Consider the following 24,601-nt stretch of genomic DNA (forward strand, 5'->3'; position numbering starts at 1 on the left):
GAGGTGCCCGCGGAACTGCGGGGCCCCTGTGCCGTTATGTGCCGTTACGGAAAATAAAATAGGCGAGGGTCACGGAAACATCAATACGGAGCGTGTGCGTGGCACAGCCATCCGGCCATTACGTCTGGAAAACACCTGCCAAGGGCCCAGAAATGGACGCCTCTTTCCCGCCAAACGCGCTTTCACGTGAGGGGATTTGGAATATTTTACGGGCCACTGGAAGCGGACGCCTGACCGAAGGGCCGTTCGGAGAATCGATTCGGCCAGCGCATTTTCAGACGACCGAATCCGCTGCCCGCTGCCCTCCTCACTTCGCGATCCGCCGTCCCGAATGAATGACCGAATTACAGGATTCAGGCATGCACCCCCAGGACAGCATCAAAGTCAGTTGATCAGGTAGCGGGGCGGTCCAGATCGACGGGCGGATAATGCGACCGTGGGAACGCTCGGTTTGGACGTGCTCCTCCGCTTCGGGGACCGCGGGTGGCAGAGCTGCGTGGACCCAGGCGAGCGGGGCCGCCTGGTTGCCCTTGGCCGACAGGGCGTAGTCGGCGTGACGCTGTTCCAGCAGGTAGGCGCAGGTGCGGGCGGGGTCGACGTTCTGGAACATCCGTCGGGTGGTGGGTTCGCTGGCCGCGCGGCGCCGACGGGACTCGGCGGTCGGCGGGCGCCGAGGGCACACTTCATTGTTCCAGTTGATGGGCCGCCGCCGTTCTGCGGGTCGGAGGTCTCCCGAGCCGTCCTCGGTCACACTTCCTGCACGGTCAGCGGATTGACGTTGCACTGCGTTTGCGAGGGTGGAATAGGTCGGTGGGTCATTGACTAACTCACGATGAAAATCGGGCGGAATGGCTCACACGGCGGTCATGCAAGTGAGTCCCGGACCGACTGGTTCGGGACTCACGGCAGTGCGGGACGCGGCTGCTACAGGTCAAACTCCAGGTGCTCGATGTCCGTGAACCGGGCCTCGTCCACGCTGTCAGCATTACCTCGGGTGCGAGAGAGCGACAGGCGCGTGGGAGGTAAGTAGCCCGCAGCGCAGGGCTTCGGCGTAGTCGCGGCTTGAGTGGGTTTTCCCGATGTGTGCCGGCGGTGGCCCGGACGCAGGACAGGCACGAGCTTCCAAGATCATGTGGGTGTCGAGTCCAGTAACTATTGATCAGAAACTCAAAGGGTTCTCGTTCAGGACGTAGCGGACGTGTGGGCCGCCGAAGTAGCCGCGGACGATGTGTGGTTGACGCTGGCGTCGGTGGAAGAACCTGCGGGTTTCGGCGGCGAGTTCGGCCTGGTTCCTGGCCCGGTGGGTGTGGGGCAGGCTGCGTTTGAGGTCGGCGTTGACCAGCTCGTCCGGGTTCAGTTCGAGTGAGTACGAGGGCAGGAAGTGCAGCTCGATCTGGTCCTGGTGGCCGGCGAGCCAGGCCTGGACGGTCTTCGAGCGGTGGGCCGAGTGCCGGTCGACGATCAGGTGGACCTTCCGGTCGAAGTGCCCGACGATCCGGGCGAGGAAGCGGCACATGACCTTCGCGTCGAACGACTCGGTGAAGACCATGAAGTGCATCCGGCCACGGGTGCTGATCGCGGACATCGCGTTCACGGAGAACCGGTTCCCGGTGCGGCGGACGATGGGAGTCATGCCCTTGGCACCCCAGGTGCGGCCGGTGACCTGGTCCGAGCGGACCCCGACCTGGTCGCCGAAGAGAACTTCGCCGTTCTCCGCCTTCGCCCTGGCCCGGATCGCCGGCCAGGTCTCCTCGTGCCAGAGGCGGACCGCTTCCGGGTCCTGCTCGACCGCCCGCTTGTCCGGACGTTGGAAGGTCAGCCCCCAACGCTTGAGGTACTTGCCCACCCCGGGCTCGGTGAAGCGGACCCGGTACAGCTTGAAGATCAGCTCGCCTATCTGCCCCCGTGTCCACAGCTGACCAGAAAGCCCCAGGTCGGAGGGGATGTGATCGAGGACAGCCTGCCGGACGGCTGCCTGCTCGGCCTCCGACAGGACTTGATGCTCACCCACGCGACGGCCTCGCGGGCGGGAGAGCAGTGCGTCCCGGCCGCCGGCCTGCCACTTCGCCCACCAGTTGTCCACGGCCCTGGCCGACACCTTGAACAGGGAGGCAACCTCTACCCGGTCCCGGCCCTCCACCAGCGCGGACACCGCCAGCAACCGCACGGCCTCCTGCGCGTCCGGCGGCCAGGCCCGCGCATCCCCCACCAGATCACTCACACACCATCAACGAGCATGAACCCAAAGCGTTTCGGATCAATAGCACTGAACAGGACACATCTCAGCTCGGCGGGATGGCTGATGACCTGAGGCAGGGGCGAGCCGGTATGCCGCCAGTTGCGGGCACCAGTCGAGCGCGGCGCTGCGCGATTGGAGTCGTGGCGGATCTTCCGCGAGCTGCGCGCGGACAGCTCCTTGAAGGCCGCGCAGTCGTCGATGTGAACGTGCAGCCGACGGGTACGCCCGTGGCCAGGAGCGACTTGAGCTGCGCGGCCGACTCGGGGACGCCTTCCACGCCACCGTTCCCGCAGACGCCGCTCGGGGTGGAAATGGTCATCGGCCTGGCCGGGCTGGGATCCGCGCGGCGGGGCCAGCTCGTACAGTCGGGGTGCGGCCGGCGGGAGTCCGAGCGGCAGCTGACGAGCGGGTTGGGGCCGTCTCGGTGCAGTCGCTGGTGGCCTGGTGCCAGCGGGCCCGGACGGTGGACAGCGCGGCGAGGGCCCGGCGGCTGCCGGTGGCTAGCTGGTGGACTGTGGTGGCTTCGTCCGCAGTGAGGGTTTCGATCCGGGCGGCGACATCCTCGGCTCGGTGGAGGAGGGCGCGCTGGAGGATCTTTTGCCCCCAGTGCTCCGGTGCCCCTGCAGGATGGGAGACCGCGTAGAGGGCATCGGTGGGACCAAACCCGTCGTGGAGGAGGCCGCGCTGCTGTGCCTCCCACGGCACGGTGATCGGGTCCACCGGTGCACCACGGCGGGCCAGGCCGGTGAGGCAGGCGACGAGGGCGGCGTGCAGCGGAGTGGTGAGGTCGGTCTCGTGCAGCTACCGCATCCGCAGCAGGTCCTCGGGGTGGGCGGTGGCCGCGGCCAGCAGCATCCGCTCCTCGTCCGCCGCCTCGGGTCGATCTCTCGACCGCTGATGTCGGCGCAGTCGGGGTCCGGAGTATCGAGTCGGAGTGGGGCCCTTACGGGATCGTCTGGAGGTTCCCGGGCGGGGGTGGCTTGACCAGCAGGATTCATCTGGCTTGCGACGCCTTCGGTTGCCCGCCCACGCTGCTACGCCGTCGGAGCGAATCCACAAGCCGACGGGATTTCGGGCCCGGCCCGGAGGGGGAGACCCAGCATTGTGACAGGCCATGGAGCAGGACACGTAATTCCGTATGAGGTACTGGGCAACGGTCCGGAGCGGGTCCTCGCACTCCACTGGCTCAGCGACAGGTCGAGTTTCGGCCATCTGCGGCGGTACCTGGACGGGAGCGCGTTCAGTTACGCGTTCGTGGACTGCCGTGGGTACGGCGAGGCGATGGACGCCCCCGGCGCGTACACGATGGAGGAGGTCGCGGCGGACGCCCTCGCCGTGGCCGACGACCTCGGGCTGGAACACCTTCTCGGTCATCGGTCACTCCATGGGCGGCAAGGCGGCCCAGCTGATGTTGCTGGACGCCCCCTCGCGGGTCCGCTCTATCGTCGGCATCTCACCGGTACCCGCGTCCGGGTTCCCGCTCGAAGGGGAGATGTGGGAGCTGTTCGTCGGGGCTGTGGAGGATTCCGGCAGCCGCAGGACGATCTTTGACGTCACCACCGACTCTGTTGCTCAATTCCGGCTGCGTGGTTCGGTTGGTGCGTGATGATCTATCGTGCGGTCGCTTCCCTGTCGTGCGGCCGTGGGGGTGATGTGGATGTCGCTGCGGTCGAGCGGGTTGCCGCCAGTGCCGGAACGGACGGCGCGGGTGGCCCGGGCCGCTTTCCCGAAGGGGAGTCTGCCGATACGGGTGCGGGATCGGCTCGGTGAGGTGTTCGCGGACGAGCCGTTCGTCGAGGCGTTCGGGGTTCGTGGGGCCCCGGGATTGTCGCCGGGGGTGTTGTCGCTGGTCACGGTCTTGCAGTTCGCGGAGAACCTGACCGACCGGCAGGCCGCGGTGATGGCGGTGCGGGCGATCGACTGGAAGTACGCGCTCGGGGTGGAGCTGGAGGATCCGGGGTTCGACTTCAGCGTGCTGTCGAAGTTCCGGGCCCGGCTGGTCGAGCATGACATGGAGCGGGTGGTCTTCGAGAAGTTGCTGGAGCACTGCCGGGAGGCGGGGCTGGTGGCGGCGGGCGGGAAGCAGCGCACGGACGCGACCCATGTGATCAGCGCGGTGCGGGACCTGAACCGGCTGGAGCTGGCCGGGGAGAGCGTGCGGGCCGCGCTGGAAGCCCTCGCGGCGGCCGCGCCGTCCTGGCTGGCCAGCGTGGTAGACGTGCCCGAACTCGCCCACCGCTACGGGCAGCGGATTGAGGGCTGGACGCTTCCGGCCTCGAAGACGAAGCGGGAGCGGCTCGCGCTGGTCTTCGGGCAGGATGCGCTGGCCCTGTGCCGGGCGGTCTGGGCACCGGGGGCGCCCGGGTGGCTGCGGGAGATCGAGCCGGTCGCCCTGCTGCGGCAGGTCCTGGTCCAGACGTACGTGATCAGCACCGATACGCGCGGGCGGGAGGTGGTCAGGAAGCGGGAGGCCGACACGGACGGCGTTCCGCCCGGTCATCTCCGCCTCGCCTCGCCCTATGACGCCGACGCGCGCTGGGCGGCCAAGGGCGAGGATCTGTTCTGGCTGGGCTACAAGGTCCACCTCACCGAGACCTGCGACACTCCCGCCGAAGCCGAAGCCGAAGCCGAAGCCGAAGCCGAAGCCGAAGCCGAAGCCGAAGCCGAAGCCGAAGCCGAAGCCGAAGCCGAAGCCGAAGCCGAAGCCGAAGCCGAAGCCGGGGCGGTGGGGAGGCAGGAGCCGGTCCGGGCGGTGAACCTGATCACGGATGTGCTGACCACGGTGGCCACCGTCCCGGACGTGAAGGCGACCGCCACCGTCCAGGCCGCGCTCACCGCCCGCGGCCTGAAGCCGGCCGAGCACTACCTCGACTCCGGTTACCCCTCGGCCGACCTGATCACCCAGGCCGCAGGGCAGGGCATCATCATGGTCACCCCCGTGCTCCTGGACCACTCGCCCCAGGCCAAGGCGGCCGCCGGCTATGACAAGAACGCCTTCGGCATCGACTGGAAGACACGCCAGGCCACCTGCCCCGAAGGCCGCACCAGCACCGGGTGGCACCCGGTGAAACAGCACGGACGCGACGCCATCGTCGTCGAGTTCGCCCGCTCCGACTGCCGCGAGTGCCCCGTCTTGAAGCTGTGCACCCGGTCCCGGCGCGGCAACCGGATGCTCACCCTCTACCCCGAACACCTCCACGCTGCCCTGACCACGGCCCGCGCCGAGCAGAAGTCCCGGACCTGGAAGGACAAGTACGCCCTGCGCTCGGGCATCGAGGGAACCATCAACCAGGCCCTCGACCTCACTGGCCTGCGCAGGGCCCGCTACCGCGGCCTCCCGAAGGTCCGCCTCCAACACACGTTCTCCGCCACCGGATGGCGTCCCGCCACGTGGTGTAGCCGATCAAGGGTGAGGTGTGCGCGGGCTTGCTCGCCGGGCGCACACCCGCGGAGGGCTCGCGCTCTCTGCGCATGAGGTGGGCCACCATGCAACTCTCCGTATTGAACGGCCAGTTCAACAACGGAGGTGCGAGGTGGCCCTGTCCCAGTCTGACCTATTACGCCTGCTGGAGTCACTACGCTCGGCAGACGGACTCGAACTCGTCCGCGGCATCGCCGAGCGGATGCTGCAGGAGCTGATCGAGGCCGAGGCCGCTGCCCACATCGGTGCCGGCTGGAACGAGCACACCGAGGCCCGTACCGCCTTGCGCAACGGGCACCGCGAGAAGACGCTCACCACCCAGGCCGGCGACCTGGAGCTGGCCATCCCCAAACTGCGCGCCGGAAGCTTCTTCCCCAGCCTGCTGGAGCGCCGGCGCCGGATCGACCAGGCCCTGTACGCGGTCATCGTGGAGGCCTACGTCCATGGCGTGTCCACCCGGTCGGTGGACGACTTGGTCAAGGCCCTGGGCGCGGACACCGGGATCTCCAAGAGCGAGGTCTCCCGGATCTGCGCGGACCTGGACGAGCCGCTGACCGCCTTCCGCACCCGGCCGCTGGACCACACCCGCTTCCCCTACATGTACCTGGACGCCACCTACTGCAAGGCACGCGTGAACCACCAGATCGTCTCTCGCGCCGTGGTCGTCGCCACCGGGATCACCGAGGACGGCGGCCGCGAGGTCCTGGGCGTCATGGTCGGCGACAGCGAGACCGAGGCGTTCTGGGCCGAGTTCCTGCGCTCCCTGCGCGAACGCGGCCTGACCGGGGTCCGCCTGGTCCTGTCCGACAGCCATTCCGGCCTGGTCAAGGCGATCCGCAAGGTCATGCTCGGCGCCGCGTGGCAGAGATGCCGTGTTCATTTCCTGCGAAATGTCTTCGCGGTGATTCCGAAGGAGGCGACCGAGATGGTCGCCGCAACCATCCGCACAGTCTTCGCCCAGCCCACCCAGGACGCGGTCCGCACCCAGCTCGACACCGTCGCCGAGATGCTCGGCAAGCAGTTCCCCAAGGTCAAACAGATGCTCCTGGACGCCAAGGACGACCTGACCGCCTTCGCGGCCTTCCCGGAACGGCACTGGAAGAAGATCCAGTCCACCAACCCGCTCGAACGGATCAACCGCGAGATCAAGCGCCGCACCGACGTCGTCCAGGTCTTCCCCAACGACGACGCCCTCCTGCGACTGGTCACAGCCGTGCTCTTCGAACTGCACGACGAATGGATCGCCTTCCCCCGCCGCTACCTGCCCGAGGGAAGCATGGACGAGATCTACCCCACCGAGCTCCCTAAAAGCGCCCCCGCACCACCCAACGCCACCAACGCGCCCACCGAGTGATCGGCTACACCACGAAGGGGGACATGACCCGCCACCGCGATCAACATCGTCCGCCTCGACGCCCACTGGACCACCACGGACACCCCACCCCGAACCGGCCGCCTCGCTCGCCTCGGCTACCAGCTCACAGCCTGACCCCGGAATTGAGCAACAGAGTCACCACCGGCGGTCGGCACAACGGTGCATGGCTGGATGCCAGGGTGAGCGGCTCGGAACGCTCCTCGCCGGCTGCCCTGCGCTCCTACCTCGAATCCTGGACTCGGGGCTCCGACATCCACGAGCGGCTCGAGGGAAATCCGACCCCGGTGCTTGTCGTGGCTGGTGCGAACGACCCGGCGATGGGCCCCGACACCGTGCGGTCCACCTGGCTGCAGTGGTATCCGAACGCCGAGCTCGAGGTTTTCGACGACGCCGGCCACTTCGCCCCGGAAGAGAGCCCAGAGACGCTGGCGGCAGTGGTCGAACGATTCCTCGGCCGGCAGTTGGGCGTTCTGTCGTAGAGGTCGGCCGGCCGTCAGAGTCGCGCCTCCTGCGGTGTCCTTGACGAAGTGGTGAGCACGTGGACCACCTTGAGCGGGGAGTGCCTGCGTGGGCCCCCGGCCGGCGTTGGCGGCGCGACCTCACGCGGTCGGCCGTCACTGCACGCGCTGGATTGCGACCATCGCGGCGTCGTCCCCCAGGACTCCTCCTGCGGCATGGGCGAGGAGATCGCTGTGCAGGTGACGCAGCAGATCGTGCGGGCCTGCGCCGGGGAAAGTGGCGAAGCGCTCATGCAGGGGATAGAAGGCCCCGCTCTCGTCACGTGCCTCAAGAACGCCGTCTGTGTAGAGGAGCAGCGTGTCTCCCGGCGCGAAGGCGAAGGTCTCCGTGGCGGCGTTGGGGTGCAGGAGCTCGGCCAGGGTGTGCTGATCGGCGGTAGCGAGGGTTGTCCGCGAGGCGGCCGTTCCGCTGCCCGAGCGGCTGGCCGCGCTGCGCGCTGCCAGCGGGCTGGAGCGGATCGCCGGTGGTGGGCCGGGAGGCCGCCAGCGTGCTGTGCGACGACGGTCTGCCAGCCGAAGAGGTGGCCACCGCGCTCGGCACGACCGCTCCAAGGCCGGGGTCCTGCTCTGGACCGCACAGGACGGGTGACGGCACGCACCACAGCGTCTGCGTTGCTGATTTTAACCCACTGCGCGAGCACGCCGAGCCGGATCGCACGGTGCAAGGGCTGGGGCTCGCGAGCGGGTGTCGTCGATGTGAGGCCCGGGCGTCAGCCGGCTGGCGGTGCTCTGCTCCATCGGCATCGGGTGGAGCAGAGCACAGCCAGAACAAGGGGCTACAAGGGGCGGACCATTTCCGCTTGCGGACCCTTCTGTCCTTGGGTGACCTCGAACTCCACCCGCTGGTTTTCTTCCAGGCTTCTGTATCCATTGGTCTGGATAGCTGCGAAGTGCACGAACACGTCTGCGCCGCCATCGTCCTGGCTGATGAAACCGTACCCCTTGTCGGCGTTGAACCACTTCACAGTGCCTGTTGCCATCGGTTCCGTCCTTCGTTCGGTGCTACGGCGCGATCTGCAACGCGCCAGCCGCAGCCCAGCGAGCAGGCTCCGATACTTGATCTTTTCCTCCCGTCGCGGCGAAATCCGCCATCCTCCCCGAGCCTCACCCGTGAGGATGAACTTGGCCGCGTCATAGCTCTCCCTGAGGTCCAGTCGCCCAGCAATCGGCCCCGGGATCGGGTGCCGCCAGACCCTCGTTGGTGTCGCCGCTGACCGCTTACCTCACCGTCCACAACGCCCTGCCCGCGCAGAGTCACCCCGTGCGGTCACCGCGCGGCATCCTGCTTTTACCGAATATATGGGGGCAGAATGCGCCTGAGGGCATGACGAGCCATGCCTCGGTGTCGGTGTCGGTGTCGGCGTTGTCGGGGTCGCATCTCGTTGGAGGTGTGTTCGGGCGGCCGGGCAGGCGGGCCCCGTCTCGGGGCGCGAGGACGTGTGTGGGGTCCGGATTTTTCCCGAGGGCGCGCCCTGATGCTCCCGTCTGTCGGATGCCGTCACGGCTCCAACGACGACGGGAGATTCTTATGAGCGCCTACCCGGCGATCGCCGATCACGGGATGGTCGGTGATCTCCAGACGGCCGCGTTGGTGTCCTCCGACGGGACGATCGACTGGTGGTGCACGCCCCGGTTCGATTGGCCCAGGCCACCGGACGCGACCTGTTCGCCGCCACCTCCCAGCTCGTCCACCTCGCCGGCTGGATGGCCCAGGACGAAGGCGACACCCCTGAACTCCGCGGGCTCGCCCAGCGCTACTACGCGCACTCATTCCGCCTGGCTGCCGAAGCCGGCGATCCGGAGCTGTCGGCGACCGCGCTGCGCGGCCTCGCCGTGCAGTGCGTCGACCTGGGCTACCGAGCCGAAGCTGTCCAGCTCGGCGAAGCCTGCGTGGACTACGGCCGCCACCTCGACAACCCGCGCGCCGTCGCCTACTACGAGGCTACCCTCGCCAACGCCGCCGCCCAGGACGACGACCGCCGCATGGCCACCAAGCACCTCGCCATGTCCGAGGCGGCCATCGGCAAGCCGGCCGCCGCGGGCGGAGACTCCTGGGCCGCGCACTACTCCCCCGGCCGCTGGGCCCACGAGTCCGGCATGATCCTCTCCCGCCTCGGCGACCTCGACGCCGCAGAGGAACACCTCCACCTCGCCCTTGACATCCACGGCCTCGACCGCCGCACCCGCGCCATCGTCCTCGCCGACCTCGGCTGTGTCCGCCTGCGCCAAGGCGATGCAGATGGGGCCATGGTCACCTGGCGCGACTTCCTCGACTGCGCGGACGGCATCCGCTCCGTGAAGGTCCAGGCCGCCCTCCAGGACATGCGCGTACGCCTGCGCCGATACAGCGGAGTCCCGGAGGCCCAGGAGCTCCGCGAAAGGGCAGCCCGCATCGCCGACTGAGGGGTGGGACTCACCGCCCCCAGGTACTCCTACTCCTCTGTGATGGTCTGCTCACACCCACGGAGCCGCGGTGACAACCCAGCCCACGAACGCCCACCGGTCACCGACCGACACCTGCTCTCCACCCAGGCGTACGGCACCAGCCAGCACCTGGCAGCCCGCCAGTCCCTGCACCAATGGCAGACCCAGCGGCACGGCCTTCCCGGGTTGGTCGTGGGGGAGCTGGCCGGTGTACGCGGAGCCATCGCGGACTCCCCGGCTCGATCGGAGTCCCGTACTTCGCGATGAAGACGAGACCGTAACCGTCCGGCCGCAGCTCGCTGCCAGCCTTGGCACACCTGCTCATCTTCCTCCTCTCGCCGTACAATGGTGTGGCAATCACGAAGCCTCGTCACCAACCGCGAGACAGGCGTCGTGCTTGGGCCGGACTGTATGCCTGAGTTCGCATACGAATTCGCTTCTCTCTCGCTTAGGTTGGCGGCAATCGGCGCCGGTCGGCCAAGGTCGGCCTGGACGATTTGAGCGACTCCAACCGTATTGATCAGCAGGAGAAGCTATGGCTACACAACAGGCGGAGGCCACGCAAGCATCCGCGGCGCCTTCCACGACGGCGTTCCTCCTCATAGCCAAGATCAAGCCGGGACAGGCGGACGCGCTTCGCGAAGCAGTGTCCGCGAACGCCAAGAACATTGAGGACCCGACTGGTTCGCTTGCGCAGGTCGGCACTGTGCATTTCGTGCGCGTTGCGATCATCAACGATGACACCTTCCTTTTCGCCAGCCAATTCGACGGCGACATCGAGCCCTACCTCGACGATTTCTACACTGTCACTCTCGGCGGAGTGGGATTTGATGCAGTCTTGCGCTACTGCGAAGACTGGCCGGGGCCGAATGACCGTGAGGGGTTCATTGAATTTTGGAAGTCTCACAGGGTCCCGGACCAGGGCTCCGGCATGAAGCAGGTATGACCGTTTTTTGATCACGGAATGGCCAGGATTCGCAGGGGCCGGGTGGCGTCGCGGGCGTTTCCTCTGAGAGCTGTGGCGATGCTGCGGAGACCGGCCAGGCGAAGGGCTCCGATGGCGAGGTTGCGCCAGGTGGCCATGGCGCGGGGCGCGTTGCCGGTCCGCAGCTGTGAGGCGTCCTCGGCAAAGGTCGTGTCCCTCACGTGATGGAGCGCCTCTACCGACCAGTGGCCGCGGATCAAGGACGCGAGCTGGGCCGGATTGGCCTGCTCGGCGGTCAGGCTGGTGACCGCGTACACGGTCTTGGTGCTGACCTTGCCGGTCTTGCGGTTGACTCGGCGCCGCTTGAGTTCGATGGCCTGGGCGGCGCCGGGGAAGAGCAGGCCGGCGACAGTGCAGACCTTGATCCGGCGGATCTCGCTGCGGCCGTGGCCGGTCCCGACGGTGCGGTTCTGGAGTGGGATCTGCTTCCAGGGAAGGGACTTCATCTGCTTGCGGAGCTTCTTCTGGTTTCCCTTGACGATGACGATGTAGTGGGCGCCCCGGCCTCCCAGGTACTCGGCGTGCTCGCGTTGGGTATGCATCGCGTCGCTGGTCACGACCGCTCCGGTCAGGTCGATGGCATCCAGTAGTGGCTGGTAGCAGGTGATTTCATTCGTCTTTGTCTCAACGTCGACCTGGCCCAGGACGGCGGAAGTGGCGTGGTCGACGGCCGCCAGCAGGTGGATCTTCCGGTCGTGCGCGCGGGCGGCGCCGCGCAGGGATTTGCCGTCCACCGCGATCGCCCGCAGCAACCGCTCGCTGGGTTGCGGGCATCGGGCGGACAGCCAGCTGCCGACGGCTCGGTCGAGTACGTCACCGTCGACCTGGGCGAGTACCCGGCGGATGGTGGCCTCACCAGGGGCGTGGTGTTGGCCGGTGAAGGGGTCGCAGCGGGCACCGAGCCGGGCCAGGACCGACTGCGAGGCGTCAGCCGCCCACTCACTGATCGCCAGCAGAGAGGTCGCGCCGGTCAGGACCGCAGCGGCGCAGATGGCGAGCACGCCGACCAGGGGGTGAAGCCGGCCCCGTGGGTCACGGGGGTCCGTCACCGTCGCAAGGCAGGTCAACAGGCCCGGGCACTCCTCAACCGACAGAGACGATGCGGTGGCGAGTTGGTCAAGCGAGGCGGGCATGAGGGATGATTCGGCAACGGCAGGCACGGTCTTCCAGCAGGATCATGGGACGTAGACACTCACATGATCGCCGGTGACCGTGCCTGCCACATTTCGTCACGAACCCTCCCAGCAAGGCAAGTTGGGGTGAACACCCTCAAGTCACCTTCGTGCCGATGCCCTGGGTCCCGGACCTTCTCACGTACGCCCATTTCCCCGGAGTGACCTGCCCAGAAATCGAAAAAGCGCTGCGCATCCGGACCAACATGGAGGCCGTGCTGGAGGACTTCCAGTAAGCTGACGGAAGCCCGTTGCGGAGCGCCTCTTGTGTTTCCTGAACAAGAGGCGCGCCGGGAGGAGTGTGGCCGCGGGCCTCTTCGAACCGTATGCCCCCTCACGCGTTGCCGTGTGGACTCAGACTGCCGAGCGAGGCGTTCGTTCCGTGTTGAAGAATACGTCATTCGTCCTTGAGCTCGACGAAATCCAGGGCTTGCTGCTGGGATCGGTGCCCATGCCCTGCGGCCAATACTTCTTTCTCACATTTCGCCACCCTGACCAAGCACGAGCATTCCTCACGAGGGTCGTTGACAAGGTGTGCTCGGCCGAGCCCGTGATCGGGTCGCCCATCTCGCGTGTCCACCTGGCGCTCACGTGCAACGGGTTGCGCACGTTGGGCGTCGATGAGGCATCGCTCCAGAGTTTTCCCGAAGCGTTCCGGGTAGGCATGCCGGCCCGTGCGGAAGAGCTTGGCGACCATGGAGAAAGCCATCCCGATCAGTGGGTTGGCGGCCTGGCAAGCTCCGATCTCCATGCACTGCTGCTGCTCTTCGGCGCGGACCTCACTGAACGCGCTCAGCGGATCGAGGAAATCCACTCGCTTATAGCGTCAACCGGCGTCCGTATCCTGTCCGAACTCGATGTTGCGCTACCGGAGACAAGGCGCGAGCACTTCGGCTATCAGGACGGTATCTCCAGGATTTATGTCGAGGGAACCGGAATCGAGCCACCACCCGGCTGCGGTCCTGCCGTCAAGCCCGGCGAGTTCGTGCTCGGCTATCCCGACGAAACCAGCTCCATTCCATCCCTCCCGCAGCCGGAATGGCTCAGCCGCAATGGCAGCTTCCTCGCCTATCGACGACTCTACGAGGATGTCATCGCCTTCCGGGAATTCCTGGGGCGCCACGCTGCCACGCGTGACGAGCAGGAACTACTGGCCGCTAAGTTGCTGGGACGCTGGCGCAGTGGTGCCCCACTGGTGTTGGCGCCCCACCACGATGACCCGGAGCTGGTCGCGGATCCGGAGCGCAACAACAACTTCAACTACGGGCAGATGGACCCGCAGGGACTCGCCTGCCCCATCGGCGCCCACATCCGACGCGTCAACCCACGAGACACGATCGGCAACATCCAGCGGCGACGGCTGATCCGCTGGGGACTCCCGTACGGACCGCTGCTCCCAGAAGGCTCACCCGACGACGGAATGGATCGCGGGCTTGCGCTCTTCTTCGGCTGCGCAGATCTCGAGCGACAGTTCGAGTTTGTACAGAAGGAATGGATCAACGCCCCCAAGTTTCTTGGCCTGGACCACGACAAAGATCCGATCGCGGGCGATCACGACGGCACCTACAACATGACCGTCCAGAAAAAGCCGATCAGGAAAACACTGCGTGGCCTGCCCCGGTTCACCCGAGTGAGAGGAGGGGCGTACGCCTTCTTGCCCGGCCTGCAAGCACTTCGCTCGCTCGCCGAAGGCTAACCGGCGATCCACCCAGCTCACTGCCCTCGCAACGACTCCAGTACAACCCTGGAGGCCCACATGCTGATCGCACTGCTCGCCGTGCTCGGCGTCGACCTCATCGTCATCGTCTTCTACGCAGTGGTTGTGTACGGCCGAAAACGCTGGGTGACAAAGCAACCCGGCGCTTTCCGCGGAGCCATCCGGGTCGCAAGCGGGGAGATCGACGGCCTGCGACCCAAGTGGAGCCGGGGTTACGGACGCTGGGTCCGTGACATCCTCATCTGGAGCAAGCGCCCGTTCCTTTTCCGCAACACACTTGTCCCCGCCGACGGACTGGATCAGCAACGACCAGCCCGCCACGATGAAATAAAACGGCTCGGCAAGCAACCCACCGTCATCCGGCTCAAAGCAGACGACGCCATCGCCGAGGTAGCAGCCAAGGAAGAAGACATGGCGCTGCTCCTGGGCCCGTATCGGCAGCCCTTGGACCCCGATGCTCGACACCCTGCCGCGCCCACCACCACATGACTATGCGCAGCATCCCCAAAAAAAGCGTTCGCTTCGTCGGTGGATCGCCACTCGTGTACACCGAACCCTGACCCGCGCCAGAGGTTGCTGCCCCTCGCTCGCCCGCGCCTCGTGGGCAGCGGAGGTCGACCGTGCCGGAACAACGCTGCCATGCGTCGTGCCGGAAACATGGAATGTGATGTCGATGTTGTTGTGGCCCATCCACTCGGCGACGTCGGTGATGGGGATGTTGTGCCTGAGGCAGTTCGAGGCGAAGAAGTGGCGGAGGCTGTAGATGACCATGCCGTCGGGTATGTCGAGCTCGCCCCGCCTCTTGAGCCGTTGCCACTGGTTCTGCAGGAGGTACGGCTGGACGGCTCGGGTCCTGGGGATGGCGCAGTAGGTAGCCATCGATGGTGCCGTGGTGATCGGCGTACGACTCGATGGCGCCTTTGGTCCGGCGCGGGAGAGGGACGTCGCGGTACTCGCCGATCTTGCGGTGCTTGAGACGGTCATACGTCTTCGTTGACTGGTTGACCTGCTCGGTAACCCGGTAGACGTCGTCGTCCACGATGTTGTTCACGTTGACCGCAGCGGCCTCACCGTTTCGAAGGCCGCAGCCACTCATGAGCTCCACTATGAGCCGGAAGGTGTCGTCGCCGGCCTCCCGAAGAGTCTGGAGCTGCGCAGGGGAGGGGATGACGGCCCGCTTGGGGTCGTACTGCGGTGCCTTGACGCCCAGAAGGGGGTTGTCGTCGAAGAGCCCCAGGCGATGCGCGTCGAGGAGGATCGACTTCAGCTTGTCGAATGCGTTCGACTGCGCTGCGAGTCCCACACCGTTGCGCTCCATTGTCCGGATGAAGCCGTCCACCACCTTGTGGTCGAAGGTGCTCATCCGGCTTGTGGTCGAAGGTGCTCATCCGGCGGGTGCCGAGCGCGGGGAAGATGTGGTGCTGTAGGAGGGGTCTGCCGCACGATCGGGTGACATCTGAAGTGGCTTGCCCTGTAGGGCAGGTGGGAAGGATGTCGCTGTGCCCAAGCCCTATCCGGAAGAGTTCCGCCAGGACGTCGTGCGCGTCGCGCGGAACCGTGGCCCGGGTGTGACGGTCGAGCAGGTCGCCACCGACTTCGGAGTCCACCCGATGACGTTGTGGAAATGGATGCGCCGGGCGGACATCGATGACGGGACCAAGGCCGGAACGTCCAGTGGCCGCAACCTAGAGGCGTTCCGGCGGCACGGCATTCCCTTCATCGTCGTCGACCGGGTTGCCGAGGGCGCCGACCAGTGTTCGGTCTCGGTCGACGACGTGGTCGGCGGGGCCTTGGCCGTCCACCACCTCATCGATGCCGGGCATCGTTCCATCGGCTACGTGTCCGGGCCCGAGGAGCTCAGCCAGGTCATGTCCCCCTTCGTGGTGTAGCCGATCACTCGGTGGGCGCGTTGGTGGCGTTGGGTGGTGCGGGGGCGCTTTTAGGGAGCTCGGTGGGGTAGATCTCGTCCATGCTTCCCTCGGGCAGGTAGCGGCGGGGGAAGGCGATCCATTCGTCGTGCAGTTCGAAGAGCACGGCTGTGACCAGTCGCAGGAGGGCGTCGTCGTTGGGGAAGACCTGGACGACGTCGGTGCGGCGCTTGATCTCGCGGTTGATCCGTTCGAGCGGGTTGGTGGACTGGATCTTCTTCCAGTGCCGTTCCGGGAAGGCCGCGAAGGCGGTCAGGTCGTCCTTGGCGTCCAGGAGCATCTGTTTGACCTTGGGGAACTGCTTGCCGAGCATCTCGGCGACGGTGTCGAGCTGGGTGCGGACCGCGTCCTGGGTGGGCTGGGCGAAGACTGTGCGGATGGTTGCGGCGACCATCTCGGTCGCCTCCTTCGGAATCACCGCGAAGACATTTCGCAGGAAATGAACACGGCATCTCTGCCACGCGGCGCCGAGCATGACCTTGCGGATCGCCTTGACCAGGCCGGAATGGCTGTCGGACAGGACCAGGCGGACCCCGGTCAGGCCGCGTTCGCGCAGGGAGCGCAGGAACTCGGCCCAGAACGCCTCGGTCTCGCTGTCGCCGACCATGACGCCCAGGACCTCGCGGCCGCCGTCCTCGGTGATCCCGGTGGCGACGACCACGGCGCGAGAGACGATCTGGTGGTTCACGCGTGCCTTGCAGTAGGTGGCGTCCAGGTACATGTAGGGGAAGCGGGTGTGGTCCAGCGGCCGGGTGCGGAAGGCGGTCAGCGGCTCGTCCAGGTCCGCGCAGATCCGGGAGACCTCGCTCTTGGAGATCCCGGTGTCCGCGCCCAGGGCCTTGACCAAGTCGTCCACCGACCGGGTGGACACGCCATGGACGTAGGCCTCCACGATGACCGCGTACAGGGCCTGGTCGATCCGGCGCCGGCGCTCCAGCAGGCTGGGGAAGAAGCTTCCGGCGCGCAGTTTGGGGATGGCCAGCTCCAGGTCGCCGGCCTGGGTGGTGAGCGTCTTCTCGCGGTGCCCGTTGCGCAAGGCGGTACGGGCCTCGGTGTGCTCGTTCCAGCCGGCACCGATGTGGGCAGCGGCCTCGGCCTCGATCAGCTCCTGCAGCATCCGCTCGGCGATGCCGCGGACGAGTTCGAGTCCGTCTGCCGAGCGTAGTGACTCCAGCAGGCGTAATAGGTCAGACTGGGACAGGGCCACCTCGCACCTCCGTTGTTGAACTGGCCGTTCAATACGGAGAGTTGCATGGTGGCCCACCTCATGCGCAGAGAGCGCGAGCCCTCCGCGGGTGTGCGCCCGGCGAGCAAGCCCGCGCACACCTCACCCTTGATCGGCTACACCACGTGGCGGGACGCCATCCTCAGCCAGGTCAGGGACCGGCGCATCGGGGCATGGAACGCGTTGACCGAAGCGGGCCTGGCACAGTCGGCGCTGTTTGAGTTGCCGGCCGGAAGCCTCGACGTGGCCGCGGGCCGGGACGCGGGATCCCGCTTCCTGGGCCTGTCCGACCGGCCGACCGCGGTCTTCTGCGCCAACGACCTGCTGGCCCTCGGATTCCTCCAGACCATGTACGCCGCCGGCGTGCAGGTCCCCGACCACGTGGCCATCGTCGGCTACGACGACATCGAATTCGCCGCGGCGGCCGCGGTCCCGCTGACATCCGTCTGGCAGCCAGCCGTCACGATGGGCACGCTGGCGGCCGAGATGCTCCTGGAGGAGACGGGGGAGGCCGGGGCCGTACACGAGCACCGGCACATCGTGCTGCAGCCGGAACTGGTGGTGCGCAGCTCCTCTCTGCCCTCACGGTGATGCGGAACCGGGAGGGCAGAACGTCGGTCAGCCGATGGTGAGGGTGCGTTGCCCGGTGATGTCGCGGGACGCACGCGCCGCGGCGAAGGTGTAGAGCCCGGGAACGAGTGTCCAGTTGCCCGAGTTCCACACCATCAGGTCTTCGGGTGCGATGGTGAAGACGAGGCGCTGAGCGGCACCTCGATCCAGGGACACCTTCCAGAAGAGGCGCCCATGACACGCCGGTTGAGGTCCCTTGTGGCCGTTGGGTTACCCGGAACGTCGTAGAGACTCCTTCTCGGCGCCTTGCCGGGGGCGGCTTGCCTCGTGCCGGAGCTGGCTCTTCGAAGCCCTTGATGGGATGGTTTAGCTGGTTACGTCCTCGTTGATGTCATCTGTTATCCAGTCATGCGGGACCAAGGCGTCGCCGTTACTGCGCCTCCAGCGGGCTTGAACGGCGCTGCGGAAGGGTTCCTCGTCGAGGTCGGCGTGTTCCATGACGATGACCTGGAACTCGCCTTGCAAGGCGTCGATGGTGCGCTGGATGGTCTTGTACAGGTTCAGTAGCGCTGCCCGGTCAGTCACGGGGGTGCCGTCGTTGGCGTCTTCGGGGTAATACACCTGGGAGGGCTGATCGAGGATGAGGAAGCGCGGGACGGGGCTGCCCTGTTCGCGGAACCATTCGTGCAAGCTGAGCATGGTGGCGACGTGATACCCCATCGCGTTTTCCCCGCCTCCGATCTCGGGCAGGCGAAGCGGCCCGCGGGTGGTGTCCGCCACGACCGTCAGCGCCCGAGGATCCAGCCGGATCGGGGATTCGCGATGCTCCAGGTCCAGCCTGATCGCCTTGTCCTTGATCTTTGCGCTGACAAGGGAGGTGGAGCTGCTCAGTCGATCGTCCTGGACGGTTGTGCCGAGCTGCTCCTCCAGTTCCGTGATCTGCGCGACGATGTCCTCGCGCCGGTCGACCACCTGGGGCACGTGCTCATGGCGTGCGGCCGTTTCCAAGAAGAGGCTGATGCGTCCTTGCACCACGGCAGCACGTCTCAGAGGGTCACCTTGACCAGCCGTGAACCGCTGGCCCGCAGCCAGGGTGTCGATCTCCTCCTGGTTACGGGCCAGAGAGGCGCGCAGTTCCTGCAGCGTGTTCTCTTCCTCGGCGATCAGCGCCGCGATGTCGGGAGTGCTGCTACCGATGGTGGTCATCTCGGCGTTCAGTCGGGCTAGGTCCTGGCGGATGATGTCGGCGATTTGACCGGGCTGGGGTGTCGAGCTGCCACACACAGGGCATTGCCCGGTGTATTCCTCCTCATGAGTTCGCGGTTCTGGGAGGAGACCGAGGGTGGCTAGGCGAGCATGCTGTTCGGCGGCCTGGCCGAGGAACTCGTCACTCTCCTGAGCGATCCGCTTGAGATTGGAGATGCGTGCTCGGGCGCGGCCGTGGGCTTGGCGGAGCCCCCTGCGGTCCTCGGTCAGAGCCGTCAGAGGGTCCTCGGACCCAGAGGGGCTCGCGTCGGGAACCGCGCCGGATGCTGCCCGGCGCAGCCCCATGAGAACCTGTGCGGCTGTCAGCAGCGCGTGACCTCCTGGCAACGGCGCAAGTAGGCCTGCTTCTATGGCCTCGGTGAGCAGGGCGCGGGCTTGGCCGGAAGCCGGACCCATTGTGCGGGCGGCGGCAAGTGCGTTCTCCATGTCGGCCAGCTGTCGGCGGAGGAGCCGAAGGTTGTGTTCGCGCAGGGCTCGCTCGGGGTCCACAGCACCCAGAAAGTACGGCAGCATCGCCCTGATGGCCGCCCGGTGGAAGTCTTCACTCTGCCCGTGGAAGAGCAGGTCCGGATTGGCCACCTCGTTCTGTTTCTGGAGGCAGAAGAACAGAGCGTGCCGTACTGAGGGCGGAATGGGCTTGGCGCTGCGCACCGCCGGGATTCGCAGCGTGTGGTCGATGCCTGCGAAGTCCGAGAGCAGGGCTTTGGCGATATCGAGCGGGGTCGCGAAGATCAGTTTGATCAGAGGCGGGGGCGCCGCACCGTGGGCCTGGGAGACGACACACATCGTGGTCGCGGTGGCTGCTTTGGCGGGGGGCGCCGGCCGGGCGACGAAGAGCTGCTGATCGCCCTTGACGAGAGTGACGGCGAAGACTCGTACGAAGTTACGCAGGGCCGCGCCTTGGATGCCGTAGTCGTCGCTGGCAAGGCAGTAGTCGATGATGTTGAGCAGGGCGCTCTTCCCGCGCCGCGAGTCCCCGGTGATGATGTTCATCCGCCCGGTCTTGAACGGCACGGTGCGGATCCGGCCGTCGGCGCTGTAGATCGAGATGGCGCTGATCTGGAAGGTCAAGGCCGGACTCCTAGCAGGGTCATCACAGTACTCATGCTTCCTGTGCTGGGTAGCCACCGACCCAGCATGTGCGCGGCCTGCTGGATGGCGATGACTTCTTCGGTCCGGCCGGTGACTACCTTCTTCAGTCGACCGGCTGGAAGGAACAGCAGCCCCTGGTCGGTGCAGCGCACTAGCGCGGTTTGCAGCGCCATCAGCAGACCGGGGCGGACGACGGCGGCCAGCGCGGTGGCGTTCTGGGTCATGTTCACCTTGACGGCCCTGTTCTCTTCCAGCCAGCGGTTCAGTCCGGCGCCGGTCGTCCTGGGCAGCCGGTCACGTATTGCCGGCTGCAAGGCCATGACGGAACTGAGCACGGCAACAGGAATTGGGCACGGCTGGCTGTACTGAACCTCGTGTCCTTGTACTGCCCTGGCAGTGAGCACGGCCGTGAAAGCCGGGTTGTACAGCGCACGCTCCTCACGGCTGAGGTTGGCGAACTCGCTCATGACGAGGCGGCCTTCGCGGGCTCCAGAACCGCCATCAGTCTGGCTCCGAAGTCGACGTGCCAGCCCACCCGGTAGTCGTCTGCCAGCATGTGAAAGGAGCCCTTTGATACGAACGGCTCGTCACAGTCCGGGCGGATGCGCCTCTGTGCCTCGCTCATCGCCCACCGGTAGATCTTCCTTGCTGCGGCCACCTTCTCGGTCTCTGCTGTCTGAGCACCGAGCTCGTCCTGCATCTCTTCGAAGAGCTCTTCCCACTCTTCGACGAGGCGGCGCTCATACCGGCTGATCTCCCCTGGCAGCAGGAGGTTCTCGTCGGACCAGCGAGAGCGCTGAGTGAAGGCCCTCATATAGTCCCGGACGGCTCTACTAACGCGCGATGTACTGATGTCGATCAGAAGCAGCTGACCGACAAAGGCATGGTCGGTGTACTTCGAGAGGTTCGGTTCAAGGGTGGCGATGTCTTCGTCGATCGGCAGGTTCTCCGGTCGGAACTGATTGCGCTGGTCGGTGAACATCTGGTCGAACTCGCCGCCACTGATCGCGTCCATGTCCTGGGCCCGTAGCTGGCGGATGGTGCGCTGGAAGAACCAGCCTTCCAGCCGGCTCAGGAATGGACGCGCGTACTGGTGGCCGACGGCAGTGACGGCCCGTTCCAACAGGAGATCCTCCACCGCGTCCACATCGGGAGCCTTGCCGAACACTTGGATGCGGGCGACCATGCGTTGCCGTTGGCTGTCCGTCAGCTTGTCGAACGCCTCGAAAGCCCTCTTCAAGTCCTTGTTCGTCGAAGCCTTTCGCGCTGCTACCAGCGCGGCTAGGGCACGGTCTTCGTCCCGGCAGCCAGACACTGCCGGCTGCAACATGTTGCCCACCGAGCCGCCCGGCAGCTCGGCAGTGGTAAGCAAAACCAGATCTGTCTCATCAAGGTTCAGTTGGTCACCAGTGATGGCGTGAGCCCAGATCCGTAGCGTTTTCCATAGGTCGGTGCTGGCATCCGTGAGGCTGATCCCCGGTGCCCTGTGCTTGAGTTGGTAGTAGACCGCGCCCGACTTTGATACTTCCTCAATGTCGTCCCCGGCCTCGATGGCTACCGACCACTCAAGCCCCCGTCCGTGATGACCGACGCAGAGGTGGAGAGCCTGGCGCAGCTGATACACGTAGCCGATAGCCGAGGCCGACGCCTCGAACGGGTCCACCTTCTCCGCCATGATTCCCCCTAGTGCAGCGAAGCTCACCGAACGTGACACCGATCTTGGCACGGCAACCTCACCCAGGACAGTCCCCAGCACAGCCATGCCGCACCTGAGCTGGAGGTGCGGCCAAGTCGAGGGACCTTGCTGCGATCTCTAGGGATGGCGGTGAACTCGAACTAATGAGCTTCCTGTCCTGTCGCGCCGGGCGGCCCCTTCGCGATCGGCGCCCGCTGAGCGGCCGGAAGGGACAGGTGACACAGCCGAGTTCTAGAACCCGGCCGCATCGCGATCAGCCCGGCCACCGACAGCCGTCCCGAACGTCGGCCGCTGACGGTCCCGACCGGGGTGCGGCCCCGCCGGCCCCAGGTCCGTCCCCGGGGCGAGCGTCGGGTGAAGCCGGCGGCAGATCGCGCAACGGTGCTCCGGTGCGGCACTTCCAGAAGGTTGCGTCGATGACCGTTCGTTGATCTCTTCAGCGGCCGCCCCGCCCGCGCCGAGTTGAGAGCGGAGCCTCGATCTTCTCCCACCCCGGGCCGGTCAGCCATCTATGTCGTTCCACGCAGTGACAACGGCGTCGGGGGAGCAATGGGGCAACGGGCAGTGGTAGCCGCATGTGCCCGTTTGGTATTGCTGACCTGCGACGGTGAGAGCGGGGGGCTCGGTGATGGCTTTCGCCTTCGACGTGATCTTCTATCTGTTCCCGATGACCCATCATGTCGAGTGCGTCGCGATCCTTGAGCCCGTTGGAAAGGGCCTCTGACGCGTAAATAGCAGCAGGTCAGGGTGGGTGTGGGCAGGGCTGGGTGCCCGGTGGCCGTTGAGGGCCGCCGGGTGTCTGGTCTGCCGGTCAGGCGGCGGTCTCCCTGGGGTTGAGGGTGACGGTGTAGCCGAGTTGGTTGAGCTGGCCGATGGCCCGGCGGGTGGCGCGTTCGGGGTCGCGTTGGGTGAAGTAGCTGCCGCCGAGTTCTTGGTAGGCGGCGTTGTCGGTGAGCATGTGTCAGATCGCGGTGATGATCGAGTGCTCGACGGCGACCAGGGCCCTGAGCGGGCCGCGGCGGGCGGTCAGGCGTTTGTAGCGGGCGGCGAGGTAGGTGTCCTTGGTTCTGACCGCGCCGAACGCGGCGAGCCCGGGGGCGCCTTTGAGGTAGGGGTTGCCGGGCCGGACCTTGGTGTTCTTGGTGCGGCCGGCGGATTCATGGTGGCCGGGGCAGACCCCGGCCCAGGACGCGAGGTGCTTGGCGGAGGCGAACCGTGTCATGTCCCCGCCGGTCTCCGCGATGATCACCTCGGCGGTGGCCTGGTTGATCCCGGGGATGGTGTCGAGCAGGTCGAGGGCGCCACGAAAGGGCGACATCGCCTCCTCGACCCGTCCGCTGATCTGGTCGATCATCCCGGTGAGCTGGTCGTACTGGTCCAGATGCAGGCGGGTCAGGAAGGCGTGGTGTTCGCGGAAGCGTCCGGTCAGGGCCTCGGTGAGTTCGGGGATCTTGCTGCGGAGCTTGCGTTTGGCCAGGTCCGCGAGGACGTGCGGGTCGGCTTCGCCGCGGATGAGGGCTTCGAGCATGGCCCGGCCGGAGACGCCCATGATGTCGGAGGCGACCGCGGACAGCTTGATTCCGGTGTCCTCCAGGAGTTTCTCCAACCGCTGGACCACACGGCTGCGTTCGCGGGTGGCGGTGGTCCGGGCGCGGGTGAGGTCTCGTAGTTCGCGGATCGGCTGGGGTGGGACGAAGGAGGGCCTCACCAGGCCATGGGCGCCGAGCTGGGCCAGCCAGGCCGCGTCCGAGACGTCCGTCTTGCGGCCGGGCAGGTTCTTGACCTGCCGCGCGTTGACGAGGATCACGTTCAAGCCCTCGGCCAGCACGTAGTAGAACGGCTTCCAATAGTCCGAGGTCGCCTCGATCACCACCAGGGTGACCTCGGTGGCGAGCAGGTGATCCCGCAGGTCCAGGACTGCGTTCGAGGTCGATCCCCACGTCGTGGTCTCGGCCGTGAAGGACCCCCGCCGCTTCGTACTGGGGGTGCGGACGCATACCTTGGCGTCCTTCTTGCTGATGTCGAGGCCGGCGCAGCGTTCGTGCAGCACGTCCACGGTCTTGCTCCCTCCCTCGCCGGACAACCGGGTATGCCGTTCCGGGAGGGCCAGGGTGAATCAGGAATTCTGACGCACGTGCTTCACAGCAACACTCCACGGTTCCCGTGGACGGCCCCCAGCACCACGCTGACCTGCGAGCTCACGGGCATCACAGAGGCATCGGTTTCGGCCGGAACGAACACCCCAAGGTTCCCGAACCGGTACCAGCCCCCGGCAGGGCAGACAGAAGCACCCCCGGCGCGCGCCCGGGATTTACCACGCCCCCGGCGCGCACCGAAGGTGCGCTGGATCGCTGACCTGCAGGTTTGGGCAGTGTGCGTTATGTGCGCTGTGGGCGTTACGGGCGATATCTTGACGCAGATTTGACGCTCGTGACGCACGTTTGACGCACGCCCGGCGTCTTTTCTGATGGGGCGTCAGCATGAAAAAGCCGCCTTCCGTACCAGGGTGAAATCCTGGTGTGGAAGGCGGCATTTTCGCGCCCGTCGTACTTGGCGAGGCTCCAACCCGGCCCGGGGTCACGGACTTGGGTCCGGCTACGTACGGTGACGGTCGTGGCTGGGCTCCCGAGCATCCTGCTGCATACCGGAAATAGATCTAGTCGGCTGCGTGTTGGCGGTAGGTCGGTACGGAGGGGGAGGTGTCGGGCCTGAAGTTGTTCAACACGAAGAGCGGTGTGACCGAGGTTGCGCCGCGTCTGGCTGAGGTCGAAGCCGATGTGCAGGACCTCGTCGAGGGGCACATGCAGACCATGCTCGGGGTCCGGTTCGTGGCGAGCGAGTACAGCACGGGGCCGGTTGACTCTCCTCCCGAGGGTTCCTCAAGCACACCGAAGCATGGTCTCGCCGCAGCGTGCGCCTGACCTGGAGGTCTATCCGTCCCACGCGAGAGGTTGTCCATCCCGATGGAATCTC

Annotated in this window: 20 protein-coding genes and 6 pseudogenes; 12 read left to right on the plus strand and 14 right to left on the minus strand. The window is 66.4% G+C overall.

From position 1 onward, the window contains the following. Nucleotides 1–307: 307 nt before the first annotated feature. The 3 genes from OG332_RS41885 to OG332_RS41895 all read right to left on the minus strand — a co-directional run bounded on the left by OG332_RS41885 (nucleotide 308) and on the right by OG332_RS41895 (nucleotide 2,959). Nucleotides 308–610 carry a hypothetical protein gene (locus tag OG332_RS41885; RefSeq protein ID WP_327418362.1) on the minus strand — a complete coding sequence of 101 codons (303 nt, stop codon included), beginning with the start codon at nucleotides 608–610 and terminating at the stop codon, nucleotides 308–310. A gap of 549 nt (nucleotides 611–1,159) precedes the next feature. Next, complete coding sequence (locus tag OG332_RS41890) at nucleotides 1,160–2,221, minus strand: IS630 family transposase (protein ID WP_327418363.1); 1,062 nt, start codon at nucleotides 2,219–2,221, stop codon at nucleotides 1,160–1,162. Nucleotides 2,222–2,554: 333 nt separating this feature from the next. Beyond that, nucleotides 2,555–2,959: a hypothetical protein gene (locus OG332_RS41895; protein ID WP_327418364.1), complete on the minus strand. Its 405-nt coding sequence runs from the start codon at nucleotides 2,957–2,959 to the stop codon at nucleotides 2,555–2,557. Between the two features lie 664 nt (nucleotides 2,960–3,623). Between OG332_RS41895 and OG332_RS41900 the strand changes: the two genes are divergently transcribed. From OG332_RS41900 to OG332_RS41915, 4 genes are all read left to right on the plus strand, one after another. Beyond that, on the plus strand, nucleotides 3,624–3,845 hold the full coding sequence (locus OG332_RS41900; protein ID WP_327418365.1) for a hypothetical protein: 222 nt from the start codon (nucleotides 3,624–3,626) through the stop codon (nucleotides 3,843–3,845). Nucleotides 3,846–3,989: 144 nt separating this feature from the next. Then, nucleotides 3,990–5,714 (plus strand): transposase, encoded by a 1,725-nt coding sequence (locus OG332_RS41905; RefSeq protein WP_327418366.1) that lies wholly within the window; start codon nucleotides 3,990–3,992, stop codon nucleotides 5,712–5,714. 58 nt (nucleotides 5,715–5,772) lie between these two features. After that, nucleotides 5,773–7,014, plus strand: coding sequence for an IS256 family transposase (locus tag OG332_RS41910; protein WP_327411484.1), 1,242 nt, complete (start codon nucleotides 5,773–5,775; stop codon nucleotides 7,012–7,014). A 23-nt stretch (nucleotides 7,015–7,037) separates the two neighbouring features. After that, the gene (locus OG332_RS41915; RefSeq protein ID WP_327418367.1) at nucleotides 7,038–7,514 is read left to right on the plus strand and encodes an alpha/beta fold hydrolase; all 477 of its coding nucleotides are present in this window, start codon (nucleotides 7,038–7,040) and stop codon (nucleotides 7,512–7,514) included. A gap of 135 nt (nucleotides 7,515–7,649) precedes the next feature. Here the strand turns inward: OG332_RS41915 and OG332_RS41920 are convergent, their stop codons facing one another. After that, nucleotides 7,650–8,105, minus strand: a complete 456-nt coding sequence (locus tag OG332_RS41920; protein WP_327418368.1) for a SpoIIE family protein phosphatase — start codon at nucleotides 8,103–8,105, stop codon at nucleotides 7,650–7,652. Nucleotides 8,106–8,329: 224 nt separating this feature from the next. After that, nucleotides 8,330–8,533: a cold-shock protein gene (locus tag OG332_RS41925; RefSeq protein ID WP_030299464.1), complete on the minus strand. Its 204-nt coding sequence runs from the start codon at nucleotides 8,531–8,533 to the stop codon at nucleotides 8,330–8,332. A gap of 637 nt (nucleotides 8,534–9,170) precedes the next feature. On the opposite strand from OG332_RS41925, the gene OG332_RS41930 reads away from it, so the two are divergent. Both OG332_RS41930 and OG332_RS41935 read left to right on the plus strand, forming a co-directional pair. Beyond that, the gene (locus OG332_RS41930; protein ID WP_327418369.1) at nucleotides 9,171–9,956 is read left to right on the plus strand and encodes a tetratricopeptide repeat protein; all 786 of its coding nucleotides are present in this window, start codon (nucleotides 9,171–9,173) and stop codon (nucleotides 9,954–9,956) included. A gap of 556 nt (nucleotides 9,957–10,512) precedes the next feature. Then, entirely contained in the window at nucleotides 10,513–10,923 is a 411-nt protein-coding gene (locus OG332_RS41935) for a hypothetical protein (protein WP_327418370.1), read from the plus strand. Between the two features lie 11 nt (nucleotides 10,924–10,934). Here the strand turns inward: OG332_RS41935 and OG332_RS41940 are convergent, their stop codons facing one another. Then, nucleotides 10,935–12,095, minus strand: a complete 1,161-nt coding sequence (locus OG332_RS41940) for an ISAs1 family transposase (protein ID WP_442816266.1) — start codon at nucleotides 12,093–12,095, stop codon at nucleotides 10,935–10,937. A gap of 421 nt (nucleotides 12,096–12,516) precedes the next feature. Here OG332_RS41940 and OG332_RS41945 point away from each other — a divergent pair, with 421 nt between their 5' ends. Then, entirely contained in the window at nucleotides 12,517–13,830 is a 1,314-nt protein-coding gene (locus OG332_RS41945; RefSeq protein WP_327418371.1) for a Dyp-type peroxidase, read from the plus strand. A 60-nt stretch (nucleotides 13,831–13,890) separates the two neighbouring features. Then, nucleotides 13,891–14,340 (plus strand): hypothetical protein, encoded by a 450-nt coding sequence (locus OG332_RS41950; RefSeq protein ID WP_327418372.1) that lies wholly within the window; start codon nucleotides 13,891–13,893, stop codon nucleotides 14,338–14,340. Here the strand turns inward: OG332_RS41950 and OG332_RS41955 are convergent, their stop codons facing one another. Continuing rightward, nucleotides 14,341–14,622 carry a hypothetical protein gene (locus OG332_RS41955; protein ID WP_327418373.1) on the minus strand — a complete coding sequence of 94 codons (282 nt, stop codon included), beginning with the start codon at nucleotides 14,620–14,622 and terminating at the stop codon, nucleotides 14,341–14,343. A 728-nt stretch (nucleotides 14,623–15,350) separates the two neighbouring features. Here OG332_RS41955 and OG332_RS41960 point away from each other — a divergent pair. After that, nucleotides 15,351–15,491, plus strand: a pseudogene (locus tag OG332_RS41960) (transposase); the annotation flags it as partial. 33 nt (nucleotides 15,492–15,524) lie between these two features. After that, nucleotides 15,525–15,719 (plus strand): annotated as a pseudogene (locus tag OG332_RS41965) (LacI family transcriptional regulator); the annotation flags it as partial. A gap of 25 nt (nucleotides 15,720–15,744) precedes the next feature. Here OG332_RS41965 and OG332_RS41970 read toward each other — a convergent pair. Next, nucleotides 15,745–16,986 (minus strand): IS256 family transposase, encoded by a 1,242-nt coding sequence (locus tag OG332_RS41970; RefSeq protein WP_327411484.1) that lies wholly within the window; start codon nucleotides 16,984–16,986, stop codon nucleotides 15,745–15,747. 90 nt (nucleotides 16,987–17,076) lie between these two features. Between OG332_RS41970 and OG332_RS41975 the strand changes: the two are divergent. Further along, nucleotides 17,077–17,595: pseudogene (locus OG332_RS41975) on the plus strand (substrate-binding domain-containing protein); the annotation flags it as partial. Nucleotides 17,596–17,622: 27 nt separating this feature from the next. On the opposite strand, the gene OG332_RS41980 reads toward OG332_RS41975, so the two are convergent. The 6 genes and pseudogenes from OG332_RS41980 to OG332_RS42000 all read right to left on the minus strand — a co-directional run bounded on the left by OG332_RS41980 (nucleotide 17,623) and on the right by OG332_RS42000 (nucleotide 23,684). Beyond that, nucleotides 17,623–17,790: a hypothetical protein gene (locus OG332_RS41980; RefSeq protein ID WP_327418374.1), complete on the minus strand. Its 168-nt coding sequence runs from the start codon at nucleotides 17,788–17,790 to the stop codon at nucleotides 17,623–17,625. A 150-nt stretch (nucleotides 17,791–17,940) separates the two neighbouring features. Then, nucleotides 17,941–19,911 (minus strand): DUF3732 domain-containing protein, encoded by a 1,971-nt coding sequence (locus tag OG332_RS41985; RefSeq protein ID WP_327418375.1) that lies wholly within the window; start codon nucleotides 19,909–19,911, stop codon nucleotides 17,941–17,943. Then, nucleotides 19,908–20,399: a three component ABC system middle component gene (locus OG332_RS41990; RefSeq protein ID WP_327418376.1), complete on the minus strand. Its 492-nt coding sequence runs from the start codon at nucleotides 20,397–20,399 to the stop codon at nucleotides 19,908–19,910. The genes OG332_RS41985 and OG332_RS41990 overlap by 4 nt, the downstream gene beginning before the upstream one ends. Beyond that, nucleotides 20,396–21,607 (minus strand): ABC-three component system protein, encoded by a 1,212-nt coding sequence (locus tag OG332_RS41995; protein WP_327418377.1) that lies wholly within the window; start codon nucleotides 21,605–21,607, stop codon nucleotides 20,396–20,398. The genes OG332_RS41990 and OG332_RS41995 overlap by 4 nt, the downstream gene beginning before the upstream one ends. A gap of 236 nt (nucleotides 21,608–21,843) precedes the next feature. Beyond that, nucleotides 21,844–21,993 (minus strand): annotated as a pseudogene (locus OG332_RS48035) (IS630 family transposase); the annotation flags it as partial. A 446-nt stretch (nucleotides 21,994–22,439) separates the two neighbouring features. Further along, nucleotides 22,440–23,684 (minus strand): annotated as a pseudogene (locus OG332_RS42000) (IS110 family transposase). A gap of 643 nt (nucleotides 23,685–24,327) precedes the next feature. Between OG332_RS42000 and OG332_RS42005 the strand changes: the two are divergent. Further along, nucleotides 24,328–24,486, plus strand: a pseudogene (locus tag OG332_RS42005) (transporter); the annotation flags it as partial. Between the last annotated feature and the right edge of the window lie 115 nt (nucleotides 24,487–24,601).

The sequence above is a fragment of the Streptomyces sp. NBC_01233 genome, assembly GCF_035989305.1.
Taxonomy (GTDB): domain Bacteria; phylum Actinomycetota; class Actinomycetes; order Streptomycetales; family Streptomycetaceae; genus Streptomyces.